Below are 25776 nucleotides of genomic sequence, written 5' to 3' on the forward strand. Positions count from 1 at the left end.
CCCCCGCCCTGCGACTTCCAGAGATACGGCGTCGGGGCGGCCGGTCAGGCGGGTGGCGCCTCGGCCCAGGGGGCCGGACAGGCGAATGTCGAAGTAGTCCTGGCGCTGCAGCCAGAACAGTGTGCCGCTGCCGGATTCCTGCGGTGCGCGAATGCCGATCTTGCCGCTGATCTGCCAGCCATCGACCGTCGCGACCTGGCTGCGATGCTCTTTCCAGGCGGAGGCATTGCCGGGGCCTTCAACCGATTCGCGTGGGCCTAGCCCGGCACAGCCAGCAAGCAGGAGGGCCAGGCAGGGAGCAAGAAGGTTTTTCAACAGGGACATGGGTCAGGGCTTCTCCGATCCGGTCAGCCGTTTCAGCGTTTCGCGCAGGATCTGGCTGTCCGGTTGTAGTTTGAGTGCCTTCGACCAGACCGCGCGGGCCTCGCTGCGTTCACCTTGGGCCCAAAGCACCTCGCCCAGGTGCGCGGCGACTTCGTGGTCGGCAAAGCGTTGCAGCGCCTTGCGCAGCAGCGCTTCGGCCTCGGTCAGATTGCCCAGGCGGAAGTTGACCCAGCCGAGGCTGTCGAGGATCGCCGGGTCGTCGGGGTTGAGCTGGTAGGCCTGCTCGATCAGCTGGAGCGCTTCCTTGTGGCGATCAGTACGGTCGGCCAGGGTGTAGCCGAGCGCGTTGAGCGCCATGGCGTTGTCCGGCTCACGCTCGATGATGAAGCGCAGGTCGCGTTCCAGTTGCGCCAGATCGCCGCGCTTTTCCGCAAGCATGGCGCGGGTGTACAGCAGATTGAGGTCGTCGGGGAAATCGGCAAGCGCCTGCTCCACCAGTTGCCAGCCTTGTTCGGTGCGGTTTTGCTCGGAGAGCGCTTCGATCTCGATCAGGTACAGCTGGATAGCGTAGTCAGGCTGCTGCTGGCGTGCGTCGGCCAGTACCGCGGACGCTTCCTGGTCGCGATTGCCGGAATAGAGCAGCTGGCTCTGCAGCAGTTTCGCTGGCAGGTATTCGTTGCCAGGGCCGACTTGAGCTAGCGCGTCGAGCGCCTTGGCGTTCTTGTCCATCGCCTGATAGGCACGGCCAAGATTGAAGTAAGCCGCGTCAACGTGGCTGCCGCGTTCGATCAGCTCTTCCAGGTACACGGTGGCTTCGCGCCAGGCCTCAGCCTCCATGCAGACCAGCGCCATGGAGAAGCGCAGGTCGTCGTCGGTGGGGTGTTGCTGGACCAGGGTGGCGAACTCGCCCATGGCGTCTTCCAGGCGCTCCTGTTCCACCAGAAGGCGTGCATAGGTCAGGCGCAGACGCTTGTCCTCGGGGTGCTGGCGCAGGCTTCGCTCGAGCAGCGGGATCGCTTCGTCGCTGCGTTGCAAGCTGTGCAGCAGGCGTGCTTCGAGCAGGATCGACGGGATCTGCCGCTCCTTGTCCGGCTGCTTCTGCAGCAATGCCAGTGCTTCCTCGCTGCGATCATCCTGTTGCAGCAGCACGGCCTTGCCGAAGGAGAGCTGTGGATTGTCGGGGTGTTTGACCAACAGCTTGTCGAAGCTTTGCAGCAGACCGGCGCGGGTGTCCGGGTCGGTTTCCGAGGCCGAAAGGGCGAGGAAATCGAAATGAGTGTCGCCCTGGCCCTGCAGAACCTTCTCCATGAACTCGAGCGATTCTTCGTAACGCCCGGCGCGGGCTAGCTGCACGGCTGCGGCGCGCTGCGCGTCGAGACTGTCAGGGGCGTTGCGTGCCCAGATCATTGCGGTATCCAGCGCCGCCTGGTCTGCGCCAAGGTATTCGGCGATACGGAATCCGCGTTCGGCGACGCCGGCGTCCTGTGTCGCATGCGCCTGCTGTACGTAATTGCCCAGGGCAATGTCGAAGCGGTTGCGCTGGCCGGCAAGCTCTGCGACCAGAAGTGCATAGAGGGATTGGCGACTGAACGAGCCGTACTCTGCCGCGTCGCTGGCGGAGCTCTCCTGGGCAGCGTCCTCGACCGGCGGACTGCTTTCGGGGGCTTGCTGCGTGAAGGTCTGGCAGCCGCCGATGAACAGCAGGGCGGCAAGTGCGGCGAGTTTTTTCATAGGGGAAATGTACGGCTGGTGTGCGGTCGCGGCATGATGACACAAGCCGCAGGTCAAGCCCATGGGCCCCGGGAGGCGCGCAGGCCGGTTCGGTAGCTGATTGGCAGTACCAATCGAATCCGACAATCGAGGGCAATGGTTGTTCTCCATCTGACGAAGTAGGAGAATTGCGCGCTCTGTTATCGAATCAGCGATTCTGCATGGCTTTCCTCGCGCTTGGCATCAATCACAAGACCGCTTCGGTGGACGTCCGCGAGCGCGTAGCCTTCACGCCCGACCAGATGGTCGAGGCTTTGCGGCAACTGTGCCGCGTCACTCCGACCCGCGAAGCGGCGATCCTCTCGACCTGCAATCGCAGCGAGCTGTATCTGCAACAGGATCAGGTCGAGGCCGATGCCGTGCTCGCCTGGTTGGCCAATTATCACCGTCTCAGCCTCGACGAGCTCAAGGCATGCGCCTATGTGCATGTCGACGATCAGGCCGTGCGCCACATGATGCGCGTTGCCTCCGGGCTCGACTCGCTGGTGCTGGGCGAACCGCAGATTCTCGGGCAGATGAAGTCGGCCTATGCGGTCGCCCGTGAGGCCGGCAGCGTCGGGCCTCTGCTTGGCCGGTTGTTTCAGGCCACCTTCAGCACCGCGAAGACCGTGCGCACCGACACCGCCATCGGCGAGAACCCGGTTTCGGTGGCGTTTGCCGCGGTCAGTCTGGCGCGGCAGATCTTCAGCAATCTGCAACGCAGCCAGGCCCTGCTGATCGGCGCCGGTGAGACCATCACCCTGGTCGCGCGCCATCTGCACGAGCAGGGTGTGAAGAAGATCGTGGTCGCCAACCGCACGCTTGAGCGGGCCAGCGCGCTGGCCGCCGAGCTAGGGGCGCAGGCGATCCTGCTTGCCGATATCCCGGACGAGTTGCACAACAGCGACATCGTCATCAGCTCCACCGCCAGCCAGTTGCCGATTCTCGGCAAGGGCGCGGTCGAACAGGCGCTGAAGCGACGCAAGCACAAGCCGATGTTCATGGTCGATATCGCCGTGCCGCGGGACATCGAATCGCAGGTCGGCGAGCTGGACGACGTCTATCTGTACACGGTCGACGATCTGCATGAGGTGGTTGCGGAGAACCTCAAGAGTCGCCAGGGGGCGGCCCAGGCCGCCGAGGAGTTGGTCGCGGCCGGCACCGAGGACTTCATGCAGCGCCTGCGCGAACTGGCCGCGGTGGACGTGCTCAAGGCCTACCGGCAGCACGCCGAGCGCATTCGCGACGACGAGCTGAGCAAGGCTCAGCGGCTGCTGGCCAATGGGGGCAGCGCCGAGGAGGTTCTCGTTCAGCTCGCCCGTGGCCTGACCAACAAACTGCTGCATGCACCCAGCGTGCAACTGAAGAAACTCTCCGCCGAGGGCCGCGTCGAGGCGCTGAGCATGGCCCAGGAACTCTTCGCCCTGCACGAGGGCACGGAAAAACCATGAAAGCTTCGCTGCTGAACAAGCTGGACATCCTGCAGGACCGTTTCGAAGAACTCACCGCACTGCTCGGCGACGCCGAAGTCATCAGCGATCAAAGCCGTTTTCGCGCCTATTCCCGCGAGTACGCCGAAGTCGAGCCGGTGATCGTCGCCTATCGCCAGCTGTGCAAGGTTCAGCAGGATCTCGAGGGCGCTCAGGCGCTGCTCAAGGACAGTGATCCCGACATGCGCGAGATGGCCGAGGAGGAGGTTGCCGAAGCCAAGGCCCAGCTCGAGACGCTTGAAGCCAACCTGCAGCGCATGCTGCTGCCCAAGGACCCCAACGACGGGCGTAACGTGTTCCTCGAGATTCGCGCCGGCACCGGCGGCGACGAGGCGGCGATTTTTGCCGGCGATCTGTTCCGCATGTATTCGCGCTATGCCGAGAAGCAAGGCTGGCGAGTCGAGATCCTCTCCGAGAGCGAAGGCGAGCACGGCGGCTACAAGGAAGTGATTTCCCGCGTCGAGGGTGACAACGTCTACGCCAAGCTCAAGTTCGAATCTGGCGCGCACCGCGTGCAGCGCGTGCCGGAGACCGAATCCCAGGGACGCATTCACACCTCCGCCTGCACCGTGGCGGTGTTACCGGAGCCGGATGAGCAGGCGGCGGTGGAGATCAATCCGGCCGAGCTGCGTATCGACACCTATCGCTCCTCCGGCGCCGGCGGTCAGCACGTCAACAAGACCGACTCGGCGATTCGTATCACGCACCTGCCCACTGGCATTGTGGTCGAGTGTCAGGAAGAGCGTTCGCAGCACAAGAACCGCGCCAAGGCCATGGCCTGGCTCGCCGCCAAGCTGCAGGACCGCCAGGATGCCGCGGCGCACAAGGAAATCTCCGAGACGCGCAAGTTGCTGGTCGGCTCCGGGGATCGCTCCGAACGTATCCGTACCTACAATTTCCCCCAAGGCCGGGTCACCGACCATCGCGTCAACCTGACGCTGTATTCGCTCAACGAAGTGATCGGCGGCGCCGTGGAGCAGGTCATCGAGCCGCTGTTGCAGGAATACCAGGCCGACCAGCTGGCCGCGCTGGGCGACTGATCCTTTTCGCTGCGCTCCGCGCTAAGAGCACCTCATGCCAACCGTCGAGTCCTTGCTGCACAGTGCCGATCTCCCTGATTCGCCGAGCGCCAGGCTGGATGCCGAATGGTTGCTCGCTGCCGCCCTGAACAAGTCGACCAGCTATCTGCGCACCTGGCCGGAGCGCGAGGTGCCGGCAGAGTGTGCCGAGCGCTTTGCTGCTGATCTCGCACGGAGGCGTCAGGGTGAACCGGTCGCCTACATTCTCGGGCGCCAGGGCTTCTGGAGTCTGGAACTTGAAGTGGCAGCGGATACGCTGATCCCCCGGCCTGACACCGAACTGCTGGTGGAGACCGCGCTGCAGCTGCTCTCCGCTGCACCGGCCCGGGTGCTCGATCTGGGCACCGGCACCGGCGCGATTGCGCTGGCTCTGGCGACCGAGCGGCCGGCGTGGCAGGTCTGCGGTGTGGACCGTATCGAGGCCGCCGTGAGGCTGGCTGAGCGCAACCGGCTGCGGCTCGGACTGCACAACGCGGCGTTCACCCTGAGCGACTGGTTTGCCGGTCTGAACGGCGAGCGGTTCCAGATGATCGTCAGCAATCCACCCTATATTCCGGCCAGCGACCCGCACCTGCTGCAGGGCGATGTCCGCTTCGAGCCGCAGAGTGCGCTGATCGCGGGCGCGGATGGCCTGGACGACATCCGCACGATCATCGCCCAGGCGGCGGCGCACCTGCAGTCGGGTGGCTGGTTGCTGCTGGAGCACGGTTACGATCAGGCTGAGGCGGTGCGCATGCTTTTGCTTTCCCGCGGTTTCGAGGATGTGCAAAGCCGGCTCGATCTGGGTGGGCATGAGCGCATCAGCCTTGGCCGCCTGCCATGATTGCGTTTTGTGAGGTGCTTGGATGCTGAGTGACGAAGAGCTGCTGCGCTACAGCCGGCAGATCCTGCTCAAGCAGGTCGATATCGACGGCCAGTTGCGCCTCAAACAGAGTCGCGTGCTGATCGTCGGGCTTGGCGGGTTGGGCTCGCCGGTAGCGCTCTATCTGGCGGCCGCTGGTGTCGGTGAGCTGCACCTGGCCGACTTCGATGCGCTGGATCTGACCAATCTGCAGCGGCAGATCGCTCACGACACACCTTCGCTTGGCCTGCACAAGGTCGACTCGGCCATGGCCCGGCTGGGGGCGCTGAATCCCCATGTACAGCTGGTACCGTATCGCAGCGGGTTGGACGCCGATTCCCTGGATGCGGCAGTGGAGCGGGTCGATCTGGTGCTCGATTGCACGGACAACTTCAGCATTCGCGAAGCGGTGAACGCCGCATGCGTGAAAGCGAAAAAGCCGCTGGTCAGCGGCGCGGCGATCCGTCTTGAGGGGCAGCTTTCGGTGTTCGATCCGCGAGTCGAAACGAGCCCCTGCTACCACTGCCTCTATGGGCACGGTAGCGAAGCCGAGCTGACCTGCAGCGAAGCCGGTGTAGTGGGGCCGCTGGTGGGCATGGTTGGCAGCCTGCAGGCGTTGGAAGCGCTCAAGCTGCTGGTTGGCTTCGGCGAGCCGCTGATTGGTCGACTGCTGCTGATCGATGCGCTGTCCAGTCGCTTCCGTGAGTTGCGGGTCAAGCGCGATCCACATTGTGCGGTGTGTGGCGCAAGCCATGGCTGACTGCGCCGCACCGGTCGGCGTCTTCGACTCCGGAGTAGGCGGGCTCTCGGTGCTGCGTGAGATCCGGCAGCGCCTGCCGCATGAGTCGCTGCTCTATCTCGCCGACAGCGCCCATGTCCCCTATGGCGAAAAGAGCCCGGACTACATCCGTGAGCGCTGCCGTGTCATTGCGGCCTTTTTTGTCGAGAAGGGCGCGAAGGCGCTGGTGGTGGCCTGCAATACTGCGACCGCCGCTGGCGTCACCGAATTGCGCGAGCTGTATCCGCAATTGCCGATCATCGCCATGGAGCCTGCCGTCAAGCCTGCCGCCCAGGCCACGCGGAGTGGCGTCGTCGGCGTGCTGGCGACCACCGGAACGCTGAAGAGCGCCCGCTTTGCCGCGTTGCTCGATCGCTTTGCCGCAGATGTACGGGTGATCACTCAGCCGTGCCCCGGCTTGGTCGAGCGCATCGAGGCAGGCGATCTGAACAGTGCCGAAACGCGCGCCATGCTGATGGCATGGGTCGGGCCGCTGCTGGCACAAGGCTGCGACACGCTGATTCTGGGTTGCACGCATTACCCCTTTATAAGGCCGCTGCTCAGCGAGCTACTGCCTGGAAACGTCCGCCTGATTGATACCGGAGCAGCCGTCGCGCGACACTTGCGCGATCTGCTGGCAGAGCGCCATCTGCTCGCCAGCGGGGTGGCCTCCGAGCGTTTCTACTGCAGCGGCGATCCGCGGCGAATGGCCAGCGTGTTGCCTATACTTTGGGGCGAAAACGCGAAAGTCGAGTTTTTTCCCCGCTAGGAACTCCAAGCGCAGCGGGGTTTCTCAAATATGCTGGCACCAAAAAACCAAACAAATGCAGTGTTTGATAAGGAAGTTCTCATGAAAAAACTGTTCTCCCTGGCTGCAGTGGCGGCACTCTCTGTAGGTTCGATGGCGGCTGCCCACGCCGTAGACTTTACCGTTGCGGTCGGCCAGACGGACGAGTCGACCATGACCTATCGCCTGGGTGCGCAATTCGATTTCGGCACCAGCTGGTTCCAGACCAGCGTGGGCCGACTGACCGGCTACTGGGATGCCGGTTATACCTACTGGGAGGGCGACGAGTCGTCGAGCAATCACAGCATTTCGCTGGCCCCGGTCTTCGTCTACGAGTTCGCTGGTGAATCGGTCAAACCCTATGTCGAGGCAGGCATCGGCGTTGCGGCGTTCGAGAGCACCGAGGTCGAGGGCAATCGTCTGGGTTCGTCTTTCCAGTTCGAGGATCGGATCGGTGCAGGCCTGCGTTTCGCCGGTGGCCACGAAGTGGGCGTGCGCGCAATCCACTATTCCAACGCCGGCATCAAGAAGCCGAACGATGGTGTCGAAAGCTACGCCTTGCATTACCGGATGGCCTTCTAAGCAGGCCATCCCGAGGTGCTGCAGGGCGGTTCGCCAGCCCTGCACTGCCGATAGCGTTCAGCCATATGCCGTGGCGCTGCCCTTGCGCTCTTCGTGGCAATCCTCTGACCCCAGTTCGAACTCCCTGCAGATCAATGGCCGGTTTTCGTAGATCGTGCAGCGCATGCTGTCCCGATCAAGCGCCGCGCACCAGCCATCCTCCAGGCGCAGCATGACTTCGCCGCCCCAGCTGTCGGTGTCGATATAGCGCTGCGGAACGCCGGTATCGCTGAACAGCAACACTTCGAGTCGACAGCAGCAGGCCGCGCAGGTGGCGCAGCTCACGCTGGTGTCTTCGAGTTGTTGGTGGGGAATGGTCGAATCGTTCATCGCGCCAGTCTAGTCGATACGCTCGACCGGGCGCCCACTCAGGGCGCCGCGTGGTGGCACCAGCAAAGCCGGTGTCACGCTTTTACAGCTCTTCGTTCAGCTGCTTGTTGCGCCAACCATCCCCGCCGGGGAGCAGGAGGTTGAGCAGCAGGGCGATGATCGCGCACAGCGAGATGCCGGACAGGGTGAATTCACCGTAGCCGAACGCCATGCCGCCGATGCCGAACACCAGCGTCACCGAAACGATGATGAGGTTGCGTGCCTCGGACAGGTCGACCTGATGACGAATCAACGTGCTCAGACCCACCACGGCAATCGAGCCGAACAGCAGACAGAGAATGCCACCCATCACCGGAACCGGAATGCTCAGCAAGCCGGCGCCGAATTTGCCGATGAACGCCAGGGCGATGGCGAATACCGCTGCCCAGGTCATGATCTTCGGGTTGTAATTCTTTGTCAGCATCACCGCGCCGGTCACTTCGGCATAGGTGGTATTCGGCGGGCCGCCGAAAAGGCCGGCTGCCGAGGTGGCCACGCCATCGCCCAGCAGCGTGCGGTGCAAGCCTGGCTTCTTGACGTAGTTGTTGCCGGTCACGCTGCCGATGGCCACCACGCCGCCGATGTGCTCGATGGCCGGTGCCAGGGCGACCGGGACCATGAACAGAATGGCGCCGATATTGAACTCCGGCGCGACGAAGTTCGGCATCGCCAGCCAGGGCGCTGCGGCGATACCGCTGGTATCCACCACGCCGAAAGCGAATGACAGCCCATAGCCGACCGCAACGCCGGCGAGAATCGGTACCAGGCGAAACAAGCCCTTGCCCAGCACCGCCACGAGCAGGGTCGTGACAAGTGCCGGCATCGAGATCAGCATCGCCGTTTGGTAGGGGATCAACTGGGCGCTGCCATCGCCGGCTTTGCCCATGGCCATGTTCACCGCCACAGGTGACAGCGCCAGACCGATCGAAATGATCACTGGGGCGATGACCACCGGCGGCAGCAGGCGATCGATGAAGCCGGGGCCCTTGAGGCGCACCGCGAAGCCGAGCAGCATGTAGACAAGTCCGGCAGCGACCACGCCACCCATGACCGCCGGCAGGCCGAACTCACCCTTAGCCGCAATGATCGGTGCGATAAAGGCGAAGCTGGAGGCCAGGAATACCGGTACCTGACGGCGCGTGACCAGCTGGAATAGCAAGGTACCAAGGCCGGCGGTGAATAGTGCCACGTTGGGGTCCATGCCGGTGATCAGCGGCATCAGCACCAGGGCGCCGAAGGCCACGAACAGCATCTGTGCGCCGGCCAGTACCTGCCGGCCAAGCGGCTCGTCGGTTTGCGACATGCTCAGATGTCCTTCTGCTTGGTGCCGAAGATCTTGTCGCCAGCGTCACCCAGGCCCGGGACGATGTAGCCGTGTTCGTCGAGACGCTCATCGATGGATGCCGTGAAAATCAGCACGTCCGGGTGTGCTTTTTCCACAGCGGCGATGCCTTCCGGGGCGGCGACCAGCACCAAAGCACGGATTTCCTTGCAACCGGCCTTCTTCAGCATGTCGATGGTGGCGACCATCGAGCCGCCGGTGGCGAGCATGGGGTCGATGATGATGGCCAGGCGCTGCTCGATTTCCGGAACCAGTTTTTCCAGATAGGTCTGCGCCTGCAGCGTTTCCTCGTTACGGGCAATGCCTACCGCACTGACCTTGGCGCCCGGGATCAGGCTGAGCACGCCGTCGAGCATGCCGATGCCCGCACGCAGGATGGGTACGACGGTGATCTTCTTGCCGGATATCTTCTCGACCTGCACCGGGCCGCACCAGCCGTCGATGCTGTAGTGTTCCAGCGGCAGATCAGAAGTTGCTTCATAAGTGAGGATCGAGCCCACTTCCTGAGCCAGTTCACGGAAGTTTTTGGTGCTGATGTCGGCGCGGCGCATCAGGCCGAGCTTGTGGCGGATCAGCGGATGGCGGATCTCTCGAATGGGCATTGTGGGCTCCGGCGGGCAAATAAACCGGCTTAGATTAAAGCATCGTCGAGTCAGCGGCTATTCGCGCGTCATTCGACCGGCAGACTTGCTGCAGCCCGCGGGGGTGGGTATCTTCCACGCCCTTTCGCGGACGGCTGAAAGTGGGCTGTTCGGTCAGGTTTTTCGCTGTTCAGGATACGGCGATTCAACCGCGCGAGTTGCCAGGCTCAATTGGCGCTCTAACACTCATCTTTCTGAGGGGAATCGCATCATGTCCGTCGATCTCGCACATATCCGCCAAGTCATGGCCGAGGCTGACTGCCTGTACACCGAAGAGCAGGTAGAAGCGGCAATCAGCCAGGTCGCCGAAACGATCAACGGCGAGCTGGCCGACCGCAATCCTGTGGTCTTCTGCGTCATGAATGGCGGTCTGATCTTTTCCGGCAAGCTCGTCCCTAAGCTGAACTTCCCGCTCGAACTGTCCTACCTGCATGCCACCCGTTATCGCAATGAAACCAGCGGTGGCGAGCTCTTCTGGAAAGCCAAGCCGGAAATCTCCTTCATCGATCGCGACGTGCTGATCATTGATGACATCCTGGATGAAGGACACACCCTGGGTGCGATCATCGATTTTTGTCGCCACGCGGGCGCCGCCGCGGTGCATACAGCGGTGCTGATCGACAAGGATCATCAGCGTAAGGCCCGCCCGGATCTCAAAGCCGATTATGTTGGCCTCAGCTGTATCGACCGCTACATTTTTGGTTACGGCATGGACTACAAGGGCTACTGGCGCAACGCCCCTGGTATCTACGCCGTAAAGGGCATGTAAGCGTCTCGGCGGAGCTCATTGTCATGCGCGCCCGCAATGAGTGCGCAGCCACACGGCCGCGACGATTCGCCGACCTGGCGGCAGTCATGCGCGCTGCGATCTGGGAGCTGCGGCAGTTACGTTTCGATTGGCCCCATATGCGCTTCCTAAAGTAACGCAGCGGTGGCGTGTCCGCGCCTGATCCGCTCGTTCTCGCGCTGGCTGCGTTTGGTGTTTCACAATGCCGGCTGCCTTGATCCAGATGGATTGGGCTGCTTATCGGCATGGTGAATACTACTTTCGGATAGCCAGCCGACATTTCTTCATTTCAACCGCACGAAAGGCTCTGCGGCGGGCTTTGCGCTTCTAGCGTTCACGGCTAAGCTCAGAACATCCTTAAATACGCATGGCTGAACGAAATCACGCTGAAAGCCAATGCTGGAAAGGCTATTCATACTAAAGGATTACAAGCTAAATCAAACCTTAGTGCGCTTAACCCTCCTTCTACGTCTGGGTAGGGTTTACGCACTTCGAACCAATCAGGAGCGCCTCATGACAAAAACAACAAGGCAAGGAATCTTCCAGCCGAAGTCCCTAGCTCTCGCCGTAGCGCTGGGCACTGCCGCCCCGGCTTACGCCGTGAGCTTCAATATCGGCGAGATCGAAGGGCAATTCGACTCGGCGATGTCCATCGGTGCCAGCTGGTCCATGGCGGACAGGGACAGGGATCTGGTCGGCATCAACAACGGCGGTACCGGCTTTACCCAGACCGGCGACGATGGTCGTCTGAACTTCAAGAAGGGCGAGACCTTCTCCAAGATTTTCAAGGGTGTGCACGATCTCGAGCTTCGTTATCGCGATAGCGGTGCCTTCGTTCGCGGCAAGTATTGGTATGACTTCGAGCTGAAGGATGAGAGTCGTCTTTTCAAGGACATCAGCGACAGCAACCGGAAAGAAGCCGCTCAATCATCCGGCGCGCAAATTCTGGACGCGTTCGTCTATCACAATTATTCCGTTGGTGATCTGCCCGGGACCGTCCGTCTTGGGAAGCAGGTAGTGAGCTGGGGCGAAAGTACCTTTATCGGTAACAGCATAAACTCCATCAATCCCTTGGACGCTGCAGCATTCCGCCGGCCGGGTGCTGAGATCAAAGAGGGGCTGATTCCGGTCAATATGTTCTACATCTCGCAGAGCCTGACCGACCGGTTGAGCATGGAGGCGTTCTATCAACTCGAGTGGGATCAGACCGTTGCCGATAATTGCGGTACTTTCTTCGCTGTAGATGTCGTTCAGGATGGTTGTGATGCCAACTACCACGTGGGCAGCCCGGCAATCGCTCCTCTTCAACCCGTCGCTGCTGCGTTCGGGCAGGGGTTCGAAGTCACTCCTGAGGGTGTGGTTTTGCCGCGAGCTGGCGACCGGGATGCACGTGATTCGGGGCAGTTCGGTCTTGCATTGCGCTGGTTGGGTGATGCCACCGAGTATGGTGCGTATTTCATGAATTACCACAGTCGGACGCCAAACGTCAGTACGCGATCTGCTGGCTTGGCTACCGCAGCGCAGCTGCCTGGCATTATCGGTACAGCTAATGGGCTCGTGCCTGGTGCTGGCTCTGGTTTGGCGCAGAGCGTCATGCTTGGCAACGGCCGCTATTACCTTGAGTACCCCGAAGATATCCAGCTTTACGGCCTTAGCTTCTCTACGACATTGCCCACTGGCACCGCGTGGTCTGGTGAGATCAGCTATCGACCCAATGCACCGGTTCAGCTGAATACTCAAGACCTCACTCGGGCTTTGCTTAATCCCCTTGCGCCGGGAACCTCTCCCATTGAAAGTACTTTCGGTGCAGAAAATCGCGGCTACAACCGCAAGGAAATCACCCAGTTGCAGACCACATTCACTCACTTCTTCGATCAAGTACTGGGCGCTGGTAGGGTGACCGTGGTGGGCGAGGTCGGCTACACGCATGTCGGCGGTCTCGAGAGCACCAGCGAACTGCGCTATGGGCGTGATCCTATCTACGGCACCCCGGATGATCCAGCCGCTTTGGCCCGCTACGGCCGCCACGGTTTCGTCACCGCCAACTCCTGGGGCTACCGCCTGCGTGGCATCGCGGACTACGACAACGTCTTCGCCGGCATCAACCTCAAGCCCAACCTGTCCTTCTCCCACGACGTCGACGGCTACGGCCCCAACGGTCTGTTCAACGAAGGCTCCAAGGCGGTCAGCATTGGTCTGGATGCCGAGTACCAGAATATGTACACCGCCAGCCTGTCCTACACCGATTTCTTCGGCGGCGACTACAACACGCTGGTTGACCGCGACTTCCTCGCGTTCAGCGTGGGCGTGAACTTCTAAGGAGACCAGCCGAGTGTCCGGCCGATGAGGATGATCGGCCGGACATCAGCGACAGGCATGGGCCTCCGGCCTATAACAAGATCAAGAGGAACTGGAATCGTATGAAAAAAACAGGAAAGCTATTGAGTGTCTTGGCCTTCTCCCTGCTCGCGAGCAGTGTGATGGCTGCCGTTTCCCCAGAAGAAGCCGCCAAGCTCGGTACATCGCTGACGCCGCTGGGCGCAGAAAAAGCCGGTAACGCCGACGGCAGCATCCCTGAGTGGACCGGTGGTCTCAAGACCGACGCGGCCCCCCTCAACAATGGGCATCTGACTAACCCGTTCAAGGACGAGCAGCCGAAGTTCGTCATCACCTCGCAGAACGCCGAACAGTACAAGGACAAGCTGACCGCAGGTCAGATGGCCATGTTCAAGCGCTATCCGGAAACCTACAAGATTCGCGTGTTCCCGACTCATCGTTCGGTCGCCGTGCCGGATGAGATCTATGAGGCTGCGAAGAAGAGTGCTGTGAATACCGAACTCGTCGAGGGCGGCAACGGTATCGCCAACTTCACCGACAGCCGTTATTACGCATTCCCGATTCCGAAGAATGGTCTGGAAGTGGTGTGGAACCATATCACCCGCTATCGCGGTGGCAACGTCCGTCGCAATATCGTCCAGGCTACCCCGCAAACCAACGGTAGCTACACCATGGTTCACTTCGAGGACGAAGTGGCGTTCCCGCTGGGTATGACGGATCTGGATCCCGAGCGCGCCAAGAACGCGCTGCTTTTCTTCAAACAGCGGGTGACTGCGCCGTCTCGCCTGGCAGGGAACGTCCTGCTGGTGCACGACTCGCTGGATCAGGTTAAGGAGCCCCGTCAGGCCTGGATCTACAACGCTGGCCAGCGTCGGGTACGCCGCGCGCCGCAAGTTGCATACGACGGGCCGGGTACCGCTTCGGACGGTATGCGCACCACGGATAACTTCGATATGTTCAGCGGCGCACCTGATCGCTACGACTGGAAGTTGATCGGCAAGAAAGAGCTGTACATCCCGTACAACAGCTATGAAATCGCTTCCAGCGAACTGAAGTACGACGACGTCATCAAGGCTGGCCACGTCAATCAGGATCTGGCGCGTTACGAGCTACACCGCGTCTGGGAGATTGAAGCCACGCTCAAGAGTGGCGAGCGCAACATCTACGCCAAGCGCCGTTTCTTCGTCGACGAGGATAGCTGGACCATCGTCCAGTCGGAGCTGTACGACGGTCGTGGTCAGCTTTGGCGTGTAGGCGAGGCCCACTCGCTGCAGTACTACCAGCACAAGGTGCCGGCTTACGCGTTCGAGGCGCTCTACGACATCATCTCCGGCCGCTACATCGCGATCGGCATGAGTAACGAGGAGAAGCCGCACGAATACGGCTATCGTGCCTCCGCTCGGGACTTCACGCCGGCTGCCCTGCGTAACGCAGGGGTGCGCTGATCGACTGACATTTAACCTGTGAATAAGGCGGCCAGGTGGCCGCCTTTTTTTTTGGTGCGCCAGGCATGGCGCGTAGCGCCGTGACTGGCGCTGTCGGGTTCACTGTGGTGGTGAGCCTGGCGACTTGGAGGTGAAAGTCCTCTACACACCCGGCAAGGGGAAGTGTTAGCTGAAGGCAAGGGTGTCGCGGGCGACTGCGAATCTGAAGGAAGCCCGAGGCAAAATGCTGGCCTGACGAACAGGAAGCGGATGAGGCGGCGCAGCGGGGTGAGGTGGCCATAATCGCCAAAGCCCGATACTTGCACGGAACGCTGCGACGTAGATCCGACAGGCATAAGCAGGAAGGTCGCGCGAATTACCCTGGGAGATCTGTACGCTTGCCATTGTGCTACCGATTGTCGAGAGGCGACGGGATGGGCGTGCAGAAGTCAGCCGAGGCCGTAGTAAGTGGCGGTCAACCACGCCATCAAGGGCCGAACAGGTCATGCCGCCAGTAGGCGTCAGCGTCTCGTCGATAACCGAAATGCAGAAATTTCTCCAAGAGAAGACTGTCACCCCGAGTCCCGGCCAGAGGCCGAGGATGACGCCTGACAGCGCAGAGGTATCGGCGGCGTCGGTGACGTGGATGAACGCGGAGCCGGACACGCTGATGGAGCGGGTGCTTGCACCGGCGAATCTCAAGCGTGCGTATCAGCGCGTGGTCAGCAACAAGGGGGCGCCGGGTGCCGATGGCATGACGGTCGCCGACTTGGCAGGCTACGTGAAACAGTATTGGCCCATCCTGAAGGTCAGGCTGCTGGCAGGTGAATACCATCCCCAGGCAGTGCGGGCGGTCGAAATTCCCAAACCGCAGGGCGGTATGCGGCAACTGGGCATTCCCAGTGTCGTGGATCGCCTGATCCAGCAAGCCCTGCTGCAACAGCTCACGCCGATCTTCGATCCGCTGTTCTCGGACTATAGCTACGGCTTCCGTCCGGGCAGAAGCGCTCACCAGGCTGTCGAGATGGCCCGCACCCATGTGGCGGCGGGTCATAGGTGTTGCGTGGAACTCGATCTGGAGAAGTTCTTTGATCGGGTCAACCACGACATCCTGATGTTCTGTGTTGAGCGCCATGTCGAAGACAAACAGGTGCTCAGACTCATCCGCCGTTACCTCGAAGCGGGCGTCATGTCGGACGGGGTTGTCAGCCATCGGCAGGAGGGGGCGCCGCAAGGCGGCCCGCTTTCGCCGCTGCTGTCGAACATCCTGCTCGATGAACTCGACCGTGAGTTGGAGCGGCGAGGCCATCGCTTCGTGCGCTATGCCGATGACGCGAACATTTATGTCCGTAGTCCGCGTGCTGGCGAACGAGTGCTGGCCAGTGTCGAGCGGTTCCTGAATCACCGTCTGAAACTGAGACTGAATCGGGACAAGAGTCGCGTGGCTGGGTCGTGGAAATGCGACTACCTGGGGTATGGGATGAGTTGGCACTCGCTGCCTAGACTGCGAGTGGCAACCATGAGCCTGCGCCGTGTGCGCGACCGTCTCAGGGAACTGCTGCGAGGGGTGCGGGGCCACAAGATGGCGAATGTCATCGAGCGGGTAAACCCGGTGCTGCGAGGCTGGGCAGGCTACTTCAAGCTCAGCCAGAGCAAGCGTCCACTGGAAGAGCTGGATGGCTGGGTCAGGCACAAACTTCGCTGTGTCATCTGGCGGCAATGGAAGCAGCCCTCTACGAGGGCGCGCAACCTGATGCGCCTGGGATTGAGCGAGGAGCGTGCCTGCAAGTCGGCCTTCAATGGCCGAGGCCCGTGGTGGAACTCAGGAGCGCCGCATATGAATCAGGCGCTGCCGAAGAAGCTATGGGACAGACTTGGACTGGTCTCGATACTGGATACGATCAATCGGCTTAACCGCATGGCCTGAACCGCCGTGTACGGAACCGTACGCACGGTGGTGTGGGAGGACGGCGGCCGTGAGGCCGCCTCCTACCCGATCGGCGAACCAGTGGATGATAATTTCCATTCGGTGCCCGAGGTCAGGACGATCGCATTGCTGGAACACTGGGCCCAATATGCGACGTGTGCAACGACAAGGCTGGCGTTTCGGCTGCCCGTGGTAACGACCGAGCGCGATGCCTGGCACAGACCGCGCTGTGTTTCAATGGACTGATTCGAACAAGAGAACCTTTGCCATGTCCGTACGCTTCATTCCTGATGCGCTCAGTGCAGAGGCAGGTGCCGTAGAGCAACTCGCATCCATTCCTCGGCTGCCGCCGCTGCATATCGACCGGCCCAGGCTGGTTCGTGCGCTGCTCGATACCGATTGCCGTCTGCGCCTGATCTGCGCCCCAGCCGGGTTTGGCAAGACCGTGCTGATGAGCGAGTGCGCGCGCTTGGTGCCTCCGGGCACACGCCTGGTGTGGCTGGATCTCGGCGGGCGGGCATGTACGGTTCAGGCGCTTTACGGCCAGTTGAGCGATGCGTTGGGGGAGCGGACGGGCAAGGATGATCGTTCCGAGAACGACATGCTGGCGCTGCTGCGACAAGTCCGGCAGCCGCTGTGGATCATGCTCGACGACTACCCGCGTGATTACAGCCCGGAACTCGATGCTTGCATTGATATGTTGTTGGACATGGGGCCGGCACAAATCAGTTGGTGGGTATCCAGTCGCCGCCAGCCAGCGTGGAAGCTTCCACGGCTCCTGCTGCAAGGGCACCTTCTGGAGCTGGAGGCGGAAGCGCTGGCGTTCACCGCCGAAGAGCTCGAGCAACTCCTGAGCGTCCATCGTCTGACGCTCTCGTCCGAGACTTTTCAGCAATTGCATCATGTGATGGAGGGGTGGCCGGCTGGAGTCTGTCTGATGTTGCTCCACGCCGATGAGCAGGCGCTGCGTGAGCGTCTGGTTGCCGGGACGCCATTGCTGCGTGATTACGTCCAGCGTGAGGTCATGGCTGGACTGAGCGATGAAGTGCGGCGGGCCATGCTGGCACTGGCGCGTATGCCGCGTTTCTCGGCAGAGCTTTGCGACCATGTGCTCGACGGTGTTGGTCGCGAAATCCTCGATATCCTCAAGACGCTCCAGCTCTTCATTCGGCAGATCGATAACTGCGGTGAGTGGTTTCGCCTGTGGAAGCCGCTGGCGCTGATGCTGCAGCGCTCCGCAGAAACGACCGCGCCGACCCAGGCCCATCTGCGTGCCTGTCAGTGGTTCGCCAGTCGCGGCGAGATGCGCGAGGCGGTAGAGCATGCATTATGGGCCGGCCAGCCTGAGGTCGCTGCCAACTACCTGCAGCGTTACGGACAGGAACAGTTGCTGATCGGCGATAACGTATCGCGCTTTCTGAAATGGCGAAGCGAGCTGCCACAGGACCTGTTCGCCAGCACCACGCGCCTGATCGTTTTGCAGGGCTGGGCGCTGATCATTTCGGCGCGACTTGATGAAGTGGATGACTGTCTGGCCGAGCTGGCCAAGTTCTTCCCCCAACCCGATGCGCGCCGGCAAGCCCAGTTATTGGCTCAGTGGCAGGCCCTTCGGGGGTTTCTGGCCCGCCTGCGCGGTGAGCCCGAGGCACGCCAGAACTGCCTGCAGGCGCTCGAGGTACTGTCCGATCACGCCTGGGCGCAGCGCGTGCTCTGTTATCAGGTGCTTACGCAGCAAGCGATGGCCGAAGGTGAGCTCGACCTTGCCCAGCAATACAACAGCGAAGGCATGAAGCTCGCACGGCTGAAAGGTAGCGTGCTCTACGAAGTGATGCTCAGCGTCGATCGAATCCAGTTGCTTGAACTCACCGGTGAGTTCGAGCGTGCGGTCGGCGTGCTCAACGAGACACTCCAGGCGTTACGTGACTCCGTCCGGCGCAGCCCTCTCATCGGCAGGCTGCAACTGCTGCAGGGGCATCTGCTGGCTTACCAGGGGCTCGACGAGCCGGCGCAGGAGGCATATCAGCTCGGTAAGGCGGAGACCGAAACCTGCGGTGATTCCTACTGTTTCTTCGGTTATGTCGGGCTTGCCGAGCTTGCCGCGCGCAGTCACGAGTTTGCCTGCGCCTATCACTGGCTGCGGGACGCCGAGCGCCTGTCTCAGTGGCGCCATGTACCTGAGGCGAGATTCCGCGGCATCCTGCCGCTGATAAACGGTGTGGCCTGGCTGCATCAGGGCGAGCTGCGCAAGGCGCGTGGTGCGCTGTATCAGGTACTGGAACTGTATGAAGGACGGGGTTACCTGTCGCCGTCCGGATTCTACGAGCTGTTGCCTCGGGTGCGGCGCTATCTGGCGGTCATCGATGTGCTCGAGGGACAGCCAGCACGAGCGATCACAGCCTTGCGTGAGCAGATCGAGCAGAACCTGCTTGCCCAGCGTCTGGGGCTGGCATGCGAGTGTCGTTTCAGTCTGGCGGAAGCGTTACAGGCCGATGGCCAGGTCGCCGAGGCGGAGCTGGAGCTGCGTCTGGCGCTCAGCGAGGCCGCGCGTCAGCATCTGGTCAAGCCCTTGTACGAACTACAGTATCGGCAGCCGCAATGGCTGGCGCGAGTGCTACCCGCAGCGAAGGGCGAATCGCTTCGGCAGCGGCTGCTGAGCTACGAGCGTGAGCCGGAAATGACGCTCCCGGCAGCGGATGAAACGGTGCTCAGCAACCGCGAACTGACGGTGTTGCGGCTGATCGCCCAGGGGTGCTCGAACCAGGAGATTGCCGAACAGCTGTTCATATCCCTACATACCGTGAAGACCCATGCGCGCAGGATAAACACGAAGCTGGGCGTCGCGCGCCGTACTCAGGCGGTGGCGAAGGCCAAAGCGCTGGCCTGGCTCTGAGAACAAGCAGTTATCCAAGGGATCATTCATCGTCGCGCCTGAAACAGCAAAGTTCAGGCGCGCCGATTCGCTGCAAGCCTGGCGGCTGTCAGACGAAGATGGATTCTTGTTTTTGTTGGGTAAGTTTCGGGGCGGAGCGGCGCAACCTGCAGGCAGTCAGGTTGATGACATTACACTGGTGCGGGTTGCAAGCCTCCGTGGGACATCCGTTGTGGCAACTGCTCGCCGCGCTCGATGGCCAGACTGACTTGCAGGCTGGTGATGAGTCGCTGCAATTGCTGTTGATCGCGCCATTGGTAGGCACTGATGTAGCGCTTCACTGCAACGCCTTCCGAGCCCGTCAATGTCAGCAGAATGCTGCCATCGGGCTTCTCGATGCTGAAGTTGACGTTGTAGCGCGGACGAAACACATCACTGATCTTCTGAAATGGACTCGTCATGCCTGGATACCTATGTGAGGGGTTGCCAGCAATGGACCAGGCAAGGCGATGACAAGTTTCCCGGGCGCAACGGCATGACCGCCGCAAAAATGTCGCGGGCATACCTGCCATCTCATTTCATGCCTGCGCAGTCAGCTCCGTCAGAACATCGGGGCTGCTCTTGAATGCCTTGGCAAACAACTCGCGGTGCCTGGCCATGTAGATGCCGATGTCTTCGGCTTGCTGTTCGCTCAGCGACGGCGAAGCTTGCTGCAGCACCGCAGCTAGCGCCTCTGCCAGCTCAAGCATCTTGTCGTGACGATCGGCTTCGGCTTTATCCATGAACAAACGCTCCAGGTCCCGGCTGCTGCGGTACACCACTTCGACGGCCATTTACCACCTCGGTCATTGGCAGATTGATACTGTTTATTTGTACAGCATAAGCGGCTGCGGCGAAGATTGAAAGCCTGCGCAGGAAGCGGAGTTTCGTCAGTTCTCGAATCGGCCTTGCACGCGCTCGGCCCGAAACTCCAGTGTGGCGGCGCGGTAACCGGCGCGCAGCAGCGGTAGCGGCAGGCAGGATTCCCAGCTTGCGCCGGGCTGCAGACCACCTGCCCCCTGGTAATCCGGTGCATCGTAGGCGCGTCGCGCCAGGTTGGTGCGCGAGCCCGGCGCATAGGCGGCGACTTCCCACTGCAGGCTCTGCAACTTCTTGTCGGTGTGATTGCGCAGGCGCACATGCAGCGGCTGCCCGCCGGCGCAGTGACGAGGGTCGTGAGTCAACTGAATTTCGATACGAGCGAGCAACTGCTCTTCGCGATGCTCCTGCCAGAGTACCCAGCCAGCGACCAAGGCAAGGCCGAGCACGGCACCCAGTGAAATGGGTACGGCCCTGAATGGATAGCGGATCAGCAGCACCAGCCAGGTCAGGATGAGCAGAGCGCCAATCAGCATGGTCGAGTACCGACGATCAGGTGGTTGGGCAGCATGAACGTCCTCCGTTGCGATGGGGGCATGCTAACCCGTGGCGGCGGACCCCGGGCAACAACGAAGTGGCAAGCATTTGTCGCAGGATGTCAGTCGTCCACTTTGCTGCGGCTGGCCAGACGTTCCAGTGCAGCGCGAAGCTTAGGGTCGCGGATGCCATCAGCTGCCGCCTGAATGCTGTCGGCGGCGTTGCTCGAAAGCGGTTGCGTACGCGCCGGCGTGTGCCTGGGCGGGGGCGGTGGCTGTACCTTGAACTGGATACGCGTCAGGCCCGCGAACTCTTCGAGCACTTCCAGTTGACGTTGCAGACGCCGCTGCTGATAGCGCAGCCGTGTCGCCCAGTGGCCGTCGGTGACGATAAGCAGCAGACAACCTTCGCGCCAGGATGCCACGCGGCAGTGTTCGCGTGCTGCGGGCTGCAACTGGCTCTCCAGCAGCTGTTGCAGACGATCGAGCCGAAGCGCTTCGCCGAACAAAGCTCTGAGCGGCTTCGCTTCGCGCAACAATGAGGCAGGAGCACGAGCCGGCGACGGGCGAAAGGCCATGATGGTCCGAGATGCTTGGTAGAAGCGTGAATGGTAGCAGAAGCCGGTTCGGGGAATATCCTGCCGCCTCCGGCGTTGGCGTGCTGCGCAAATGCCCAGCCTAGAGGGTTTATCGCCTGCCAGCTGCGAATATACAGGTACCCGGTAGCGCGTCCGTTGCGTCATGGTGCTGCGCAGTCAGGCACCTTTCCTCACTGCCGTTTCCGAGTAGAATGGCCCCTTTGCACGCAGCCGTGACCTCGCGGACGTGCCTCCATCCCCAGCATGGAAGTCTTTGTCGATATGTTTGCGCCTTTATTGAAGAAACTCTTTGGAAGCAAGAATGAGCGTGAGGTCAAACGCATGCTCAAGGCGGTGCAGTCCGTCAATGCCCTCGAAGAGCAGATGCTGTCGCTCTCCGACGAGCAACTGCGCAGCAAGACCGAAGAGTTCAAGGCCCGTCTCGAGAAAGGCGAAACCCTCGATCAGATCCTCCCCGAAGCATTCGCCGTCTGCCGCGAAGCGGGCAAACGCGTCATGGGCATGCGCCACTTCGATGTGCAGTTGATCGGTGGCATGACCCTGCACGAAGGGCGCATCGCCGAGATGCGTACCGGTGAAGGCAAGACCCTGGTGGCTACCCTGGCCGTTTACCTCAATGCGCTGGCCGGCAAAGGTGTGCACGTAGTCACGGTCAACGACTACCTGGCGCGACGCGATGCCAACTGGATGCGCCCGCTGTACGAATTCCTCGGCCTCTCGGTCGGCATCGTCACCCCGTTCCAGCCGCCGGAAGAAAAGCGCGCTGCCTACGCAGCCGACATTACGTATGGCACCAACAACGAGTTCGGCTTCGACTACCTGCGTGACAACATGGCGTTCAGCCTGCAGGAAAAGAACCAGCGCGAACTCAACTTCGCCGTGATCGACGAAGTCGACTCCATTCTGATCGATGAAGCGCGCACACCGCTGATCATTTCCGGCCAGGCCGAAGACAGCTCCAAGCTTTACCAGCAGATCAACCTGCTCATTCCACGCCTTACCCAGCACATCGAGGAAGAGGAGGGAGTCGTTACTCAGGAAGGGCATTTCTCCATCGATGAGAAAACCCGTCAGGTCGAGCTGAACGAACAGGGTCACCAGTATATCGAGGAGCTGCTGACCCAGGCCGGTCTGCTGGCCGAGGGCGAAAGCCTCTATTCGGCGCATAACCTCGGTTTGCTGACACATGTGTATTCTGGCCTGCGCGCCCACAAGCTGTTCCATCGCAACGTCGAATACATCGTGCAGAACAACCAGGTACTGCTGATCGACGAGCACACCGGCCGCACCATGCCGGGCCGCCGTCTTTCCGAAGGTCTGCATCAGGCCATCGAAGCGAAGGAAGGGCTGCAGATCCAGCCCGAGAGCCAGACCCTGGCTTCGACCACCTTCCAGAACTACTTCCGCCTGTACAAGAAGCTGGCCGGCATGACCGGTACCGCCGACACCGAAGCGTTTGAATTCCAGCAGATCTACAACCTGCCGGTGGTGGTCATCCCGACCAATAGGCCGCTGGCGCGCAAGGACTTCAACGACCTGGTTTATCTGACCCAGGAAGAGAAGTTCGCCGCGATCATCTCCGACATCAAGGAGTGCCGGGAGCAGGGCCGTCCGGTGCTGGTCGGTACAGCCACCATCGAGTCCTCCGAATACGTGTCGCGCCTGCTGGAGGCCGAAGGTTTCGAGCACAAGGTGCTTAACGCCAAGCACCACGACAAGGAAGCCGAGATCATCGCCCAGGCCGGGCGCCCCGGTGCCGTGACCATCGCCACCAACATGGCCGGCCGTGGTACCGACATCCTGCTGGGCGGCAACTGGGAAGTGGAAGTCGCGGCGCTGGACAACCCGACCGAAGAACAGGTCGCGCAGATCAAGGCGGATTGGCAGAAGCGTCACCAGCAGGTCCTCGAGGCGGGCGGCCTGCACGTGATTGCATCCGAGCGTCATGAATCCCGTCGTATCGACAACCAGTTGCGCGGTCGTGCCGGTCGTCAGGGCGACCCGGGTTCGAGCCGTTTCTATCTGTCGCTGGAAGACAGCCTGATGCGCATCTTCGCCTCCGATCGGGTGAAGAACTTCATGAAGGCGCTGGGCATGGAGTCCGGCGAGGCCATCGAGCACCGCATGGTCACCAACGCCATTGAAAAGGCGCAGCGCAAGGTCGAAGGCCGCAACTTCGACATGCGCAAGCAGCTGCTCGAGTACGACGACGTGGCCAACGAGCAGCGCAAGGTGATCTACCACATGCGCAACAGCCTGCTCGCAGCCGATGAAATCGGCCAGACCATCGCCGAATTCCGCCAGGAAGCGCTGGACGCCGCGATCAGCGCGCACATTCCGCCGCAGTCGCTGCCGGAACAGTGGGATATCCCGGGCCTGGAGGCGGTGCTCTACAGCGATTTCGGTACGCGTCTGCCGGTCCAGCAGTGGCTCGACGAGGACGAAAAACTCTACGAGGAAACGCTGCGCGAGCGCATTCTCGAAGCGCTGCTGGCCGCCTACAACGAGAAGGAAGAGCTGGCTGGCGTCGAGGCACTGCGCTCCTTCGAGAAGCAGATCGTGCTGCGTGTGCTGGATGATCTGTGGAAAGACCACCTCTCAACCATGGACCACCTGCGTCACGGCATCCACCTGCGAGGCTACGCGCAGAAGAACCCGAAGCAGGAATACAAGCGCGAGTCCTTCACGTTGTTCCAGGACCTGCTCGAATCGATCAAGCGCGACAGCATCCGCGTGCTGTCCCATGTGCAGGTTCGTCGAGAAGATCCGGCCGAAGAAGAAGCCCGTCTGCGCCGCGAAGCCGAAGAGCTGGCCAAGCGCATGCAGTTCCAGCATGCCGAGGTGTCCGCGCTGGATCAGCCGGAGGAGGAGCCCGAGGTCGAAGGTCAGGCTGACGTCGCCGCGGCGCCAGTGCGGACCGAACCGAAGATCGGTCGCAACGAGCCCTGCCCGTGCGGATCGGGCAAGAAGTACAAGCATTGCCACGGGCAGGTTCAGTAAGTCCGACCTCGCCTGACGATTCCGCGCCGCGACCGGCTTCTGCCGCTCGCGGCGTTTTTGTCGCAACCCCTTTCTCGGCCTGTTGGCCATCCATTGTTCTGAAGGAGCGCATCCATGGCTGTCGGTCTTGGTCCTTTACCTACTCTGCACCCGGTACCCGGTTTCGAACTCGGCATCGCTTCGGCCGGCATCAAGCGACCAGGGCGTAAGGACGTAGTGATCATGCGCTGTGCCGAGGGCTCCCGTGTCGCCGGCGTGACCACCACCAATGCCTTTTGCGCTGCCCCCGTGCTCGTCACCCGCGAACGCATGCACGGGCCGGTGCGTTATCTGCTGACCAATACCGGTAACGCCAATGCCGGAACCGGCCCGCAAGGTCTTGCCGACGCCCGCCACACCTGTGCGGCCCTTGCGGCCATCACCGGAGTCGACGAGACGGCCGTGCTGCCCTTCTCGACTGGCGTGATCGGCGAGCCGCTGCCGGTACAGAAGATCGAATCGGCATTGCAGGCTGCACTCGATGATCTGTCGCCTGATCACTGGGCCGATGCCGCGACCGGCATCATGACCACCGATACGCTGCCCAAGGGCGCCAGTCGACAGTTCCAGCATGATGGTGTGACGGTCACCGTCACCGGTATCAGCAAGGGCGCCGGCATGATCCGGCCGAACATGGCGACCATGCTCGGTTACATCGCCACCGACGCCAAGGTGGCTGGCAGCGTGCTGCAGGATCTGGTACGCGATGCGGCGAACAAGTCGTTCAACCGCATCACCATCGATGGTGATACCTCTACCAACGATTGCTGCATGCTGATCGCCACCGGCCAGGCGGCGCTGCCGGAGATCACCTCCGCCTCCGGCGAGCTGTTCGCCAGGCTCAGGCAGGCGGTGCTGGAAGTCTTCATGGAAGTGGCTCAGGCCATCGTTCGCGATGGCGAAGGCGCGACCAAGTTCGTCACGGTGCAGGTCAACGGCGGTGGCAATCATCAGGAGTGCCTGGACGTCGCCTATGCCGTCGCGCATTCGCCGCTGATCAAGACCGCGCTGTTCGCCTCGGACCCGAACTGGGGCCGCATTCTCGCTGCGGTCGGCTACGCCGGCGTGCCAGATCTGGACGTGAGCAAGATCGACGTGTTCCTCGGCGAGGTCTGCATCGCCAGCCAGGGCGGGCGCTCGCCCAGCTACACGGAAGAGCAGGGCGCGGCGGTAATGGCCCGCGAGGAAATCACCATCCGTATCGAACTCGGACGTGGAGATTGCAGCGAGACCATCTGGACCACCGACCTGTCCCACGAGTACGTGAAGATCAACGCCGAATACCGAACCTGATCGAATCCTGCCCTTAGCTATTCCCGTTGTGCATGGCCCCATGTGCAACGGGAATTGCCATTTGCGCTTGCCGCGCTTTAACGTCC

The 25776-nt window shown here is 61.7% G+C and carries 22 protein-coding genes; 13 read left to right on the plus strand and 9 right to left on the minus strand.

The features are described 5' to 3' along the window. Together lolB and F753_RS28155 are read right to left on the minus strand one after the other, a co-directional pair. Positions 1-324, minus strand: a 324-nt coding sequence (gene lolB, locus F753_RS28150; RefSeq protein WP_023444073.1) for a lipoprotein insertase outer membrane protein LolB, incomplete at its 3' end; no start/stop codon positions are given. Between the two features lie 3 nt (positions 325-327). Then, positions 328-2055, minus strand: coding sequence for a tetratricopeptide repeat protein (locus F753_RS28155; protein WP_023444074.1), 1728 nt, complete (start codon positions 2053-2055; stop codon positions 328-330). Positions 2056-2255: 200 nt separating this feature from the next. On the opposite strand from F753_RS28155, the gene hemA reads away from it, so the two are divergent. The 6 genes from hemA to F753_RS28185 all read left to right on the plus strand — a co-directional run bounded on the left by hemA (position 2256) and on the right by F753_RS28185 (position 7630). Then, positions 2256-3524, plus strand: a complete 1269-nt coding sequence (hemA, locus tag F753_RS28160; protein WP_014819346.1) for a glutamyl-tRNA reductase — start codon at positions 2256-2258, stop codon at positions 3522-3524. After that, positions 3521-4603 carry a peptide chain release factor 1 gene (gene prfA, locus F753_RS28165; protein WP_011914265.1) on the plus strand — a complete coding sequence of 361 codons (1083 nt, stop codon included), beginning with the start codon at positions 3521-3523 and terminating at the stop codon, positions 4601-4603. The genes hemA and prfA overlap by 4 nt, the downstream gene beginning before the upstream one ends. A 34-nt stretch (positions 4604-4637) precedes the next feature. After that, a complete protein-coding gene (prmC, locus tag F753_RS28170; protein WP_023444075.1) occupies positions 4638-5465 on the plus strand; it encodes a peptide chain release factor N(5)-glutamine methyltransferase in 828 nt (275 codons plus the stop codon). 22 nt (positions 5466-5487) lie between these two features. Further along, positions 5488-6243, plus strand: coding sequence for a molybdopterin-synthase adenylyltransferase MoeB (locus tag F753_RS28175; RefSeq protein WP_023444076.1), 756 nt, complete (start codon positions 5488-5490; stop codon positions 6241-6243). Beyond that, positions 6236-7030: a glutamate racemase gene (murI, locus tag F753_RS28180; RefSeq protein WP_023444077.1), complete on the plus strand. Its 795-nt coding sequence runs from the start codon at positions 6236-6238 to the stop codon at positions 7028-7030. The genes F753_RS28175 and murI overlap by 8 nt, the downstream gene beginning before the upstream one ends. Positions 7031-7111: 81 nt before the next feature. After that, on the plus strand, positions 7112-7630 hold the full coding sequence (locus F753_RS28185; RefSeq protein WP_023444078.1) for an acyloxyacyl hydrolase: 519 nt from the start codon (positions 7112-7114) through the stop codon (positions 7628-7630). 57 nt (positions 7631-7687) lie between these two features. Here the strand turns inward: F753_RS28185 and F753_RS28190 are convergent, their stop codons facing one another. From F753_RS28190 to upp, 3 genes are all read right to left on the minus strand, one after another. Then, entirely contained in the window at positions 7688-7999 is a 312-nt protein-coding gene (locus F753_RS28190) for a YkgJ family cysteine cluster protein (protein WP_003284787.1), read from the minus strand. 82 nt (positions 8000-8081) lie between these two features. Further along, complete coding sequence (locus F753_RS28195; RefSeq protein WP_023444079.1) at positions 8082-9341, minus strand: uracil-xanthine permease family protein; 1260 nt, start codon at positions 9339-9341, stop codon at positions 8082-8084. 2 nt (positions 9342-9343) lie between these two features. Continuing rightward, the gene (gene upp, locus F753_RS28200) at positions 9344-9982 is read right to left on the minus strand and encodes a uracil phosphoribosyltransferase (protein ID WP_003284783.1); all 639 of its coding nucleotides are present in this window, start codon (positions 9980-9982) and stop codon (positions 9344-9346) included. Between the two features lie 250 nt (positions 9983-10232). Between upp and F753_RS28205 the strand changes: the two genes are divergently transcribed. The 5 genes from F753_RS28205 to F753_RS28225 all read left to right on the plus strand — a co-directional run bounded on the left by F753_RS28205 (position 10233) and on the right by F753_RS28225 (position 19386). Continuing rightward, entirely contained in the window at positions 10233-10790 is a 558-nt protein-coding gene (locus tag F753_RS28205) for a hypoxanthine-guanine phosphoribosyltransferase (protein ID WP_003299821.1), read from the plus strand. A 531-nt stretch (positions 10791-11321) separates the two neighbouring features. Next, on the plus strand, positions 11322-13127 hold the full coding sequence (locus tag F753_RS28210) for a DUF1302 domain-containing protein (protein ID WP_020308396.1): 1806 nt from the start codon (positions 11322-11324) through the stop codon (positions 13125-13127). Positions 13128-13228: 101 nt separating this feature from the next. Continuing rightward, positions 13229-14590, plus strand: a complete 1362-nt coding sequence (locus tag F753_RS28215; RefSeq protein WP_031297208.1) for a DUF1329 domain-containing protein — start codon at positions 13229-13231, stop codon at positions 14588-14590. A 484-nt stretch (positions 14591-15074) separates the two neighbouring features. Further along, a complete protein-coding gene (ltrA, locus tag F753_RS28220) occupies positions 15075-16496 on the plus strand; it encodes a group II intron reverse transcriptase/maturase (protein ID WP_017517123.1) in 1422 nt (473 codons plus the stop codon). 268 nt (positions 16497-16764) lie between these two features. Continuing rightward, positions 16765-19386 (plus strand): LuxR C-terminal-related transcriptional regulator, encoded by a 2622-nt coding sequence (locus F753_RS28225; RefSeq protein ID WP_023444083.1) that lies wholly within the window; start codon positions 16765-16767, stop codon positions 19384-19386. A 170-nt stretch (positions 19387-19556) separates the two neighbouring features. Here F753_RS28225 and F753_RS28230 read toward each other — a convergent pair whose 3' ends face one another. From F753_RS28230 to F753_RS28245, 4 genes are all read right to left on the minus strand, one after another. After that, a complete protein-coding gene (locus F753_RS28230; protein WP_023444084.1) occupies positions 19557-19826 on the minus strand; it encodes a DUF3509 domain-containing protein in 270 nt (89 codons plus the stop codon). A gap of 117 nt (positions 19827-19943) precedes the next feature. Next, a complete protein-coding gene (locus tag F753_RS28235; protein ID WP_003299828.1) occupies positions 19944-20198 on the minus strand; it encodes a YebG family protein in 255 nt (84 codons plus the stop codon). A 96-nt stretch (positions 20199-20294) separates the two neighbouring features. After that, positions 20295-20759 (minus strand): hypothetical protein, encoded by a 465-nt coding sequence (locus F753_RS28240; protein WP_023444085.1) that lies wholly within the window; start codon positions 20757-20759, stop codon positions 20295-20297. 122 nt (positions 20760-20881) lie between these two features. Next, positions 20882-21337: a DciA family protein gene (locus F753_RS28245; protein WP_023444086.1), complete on the minus strand. Its 456-nt coding sequence runs from the start codon at positions 21335-21337 to the stop codon at positions 20882-20884. 282 nt (positions 21338-21619) lie between these two features. On the opposite strand from F753_RS28245, the gene secA reads away from it, so the two are divergent. Continuing rightward, complete coding sequence (secA, locus tag F753_RS28250; RefSeq protein ID WP_023444087.1) at positions 21620-24358, plus strand: preprotein translocase subunit SecA; 2739 nt, start codon at positions 21620-21622, stop codon at positions 24356-24358. A 114-nt stretch (positions 24359-24472) separates the two neighbouring features. Continuing rightward, positions 24473-25690, plus strand: a complete 1218-nt coding sequence (argJ, locus tag F753_RS28255; RefSeq protein WP_023444088.1) for a bifunctional glutamate N-acetyltransferase/amino-acid acetyltransferase ArgJ — start codon at positions 24473-24475, stop codon at positions 25688-25690. Positions 25691-25776 lie beyond the last annotated feature (86 nt).

The sequence above is a fragment of the Stutzerimonas chloritidismutans AW-1 genome (genome assembly GCF_000495915.1).
GTDB lineage: Bacteria > Pseudomonadota > Gammaproteobacteria > Pseudomonadales > Pseudomonadaceae > Stutzerimonas > Stutzerimonas chloritidismutans.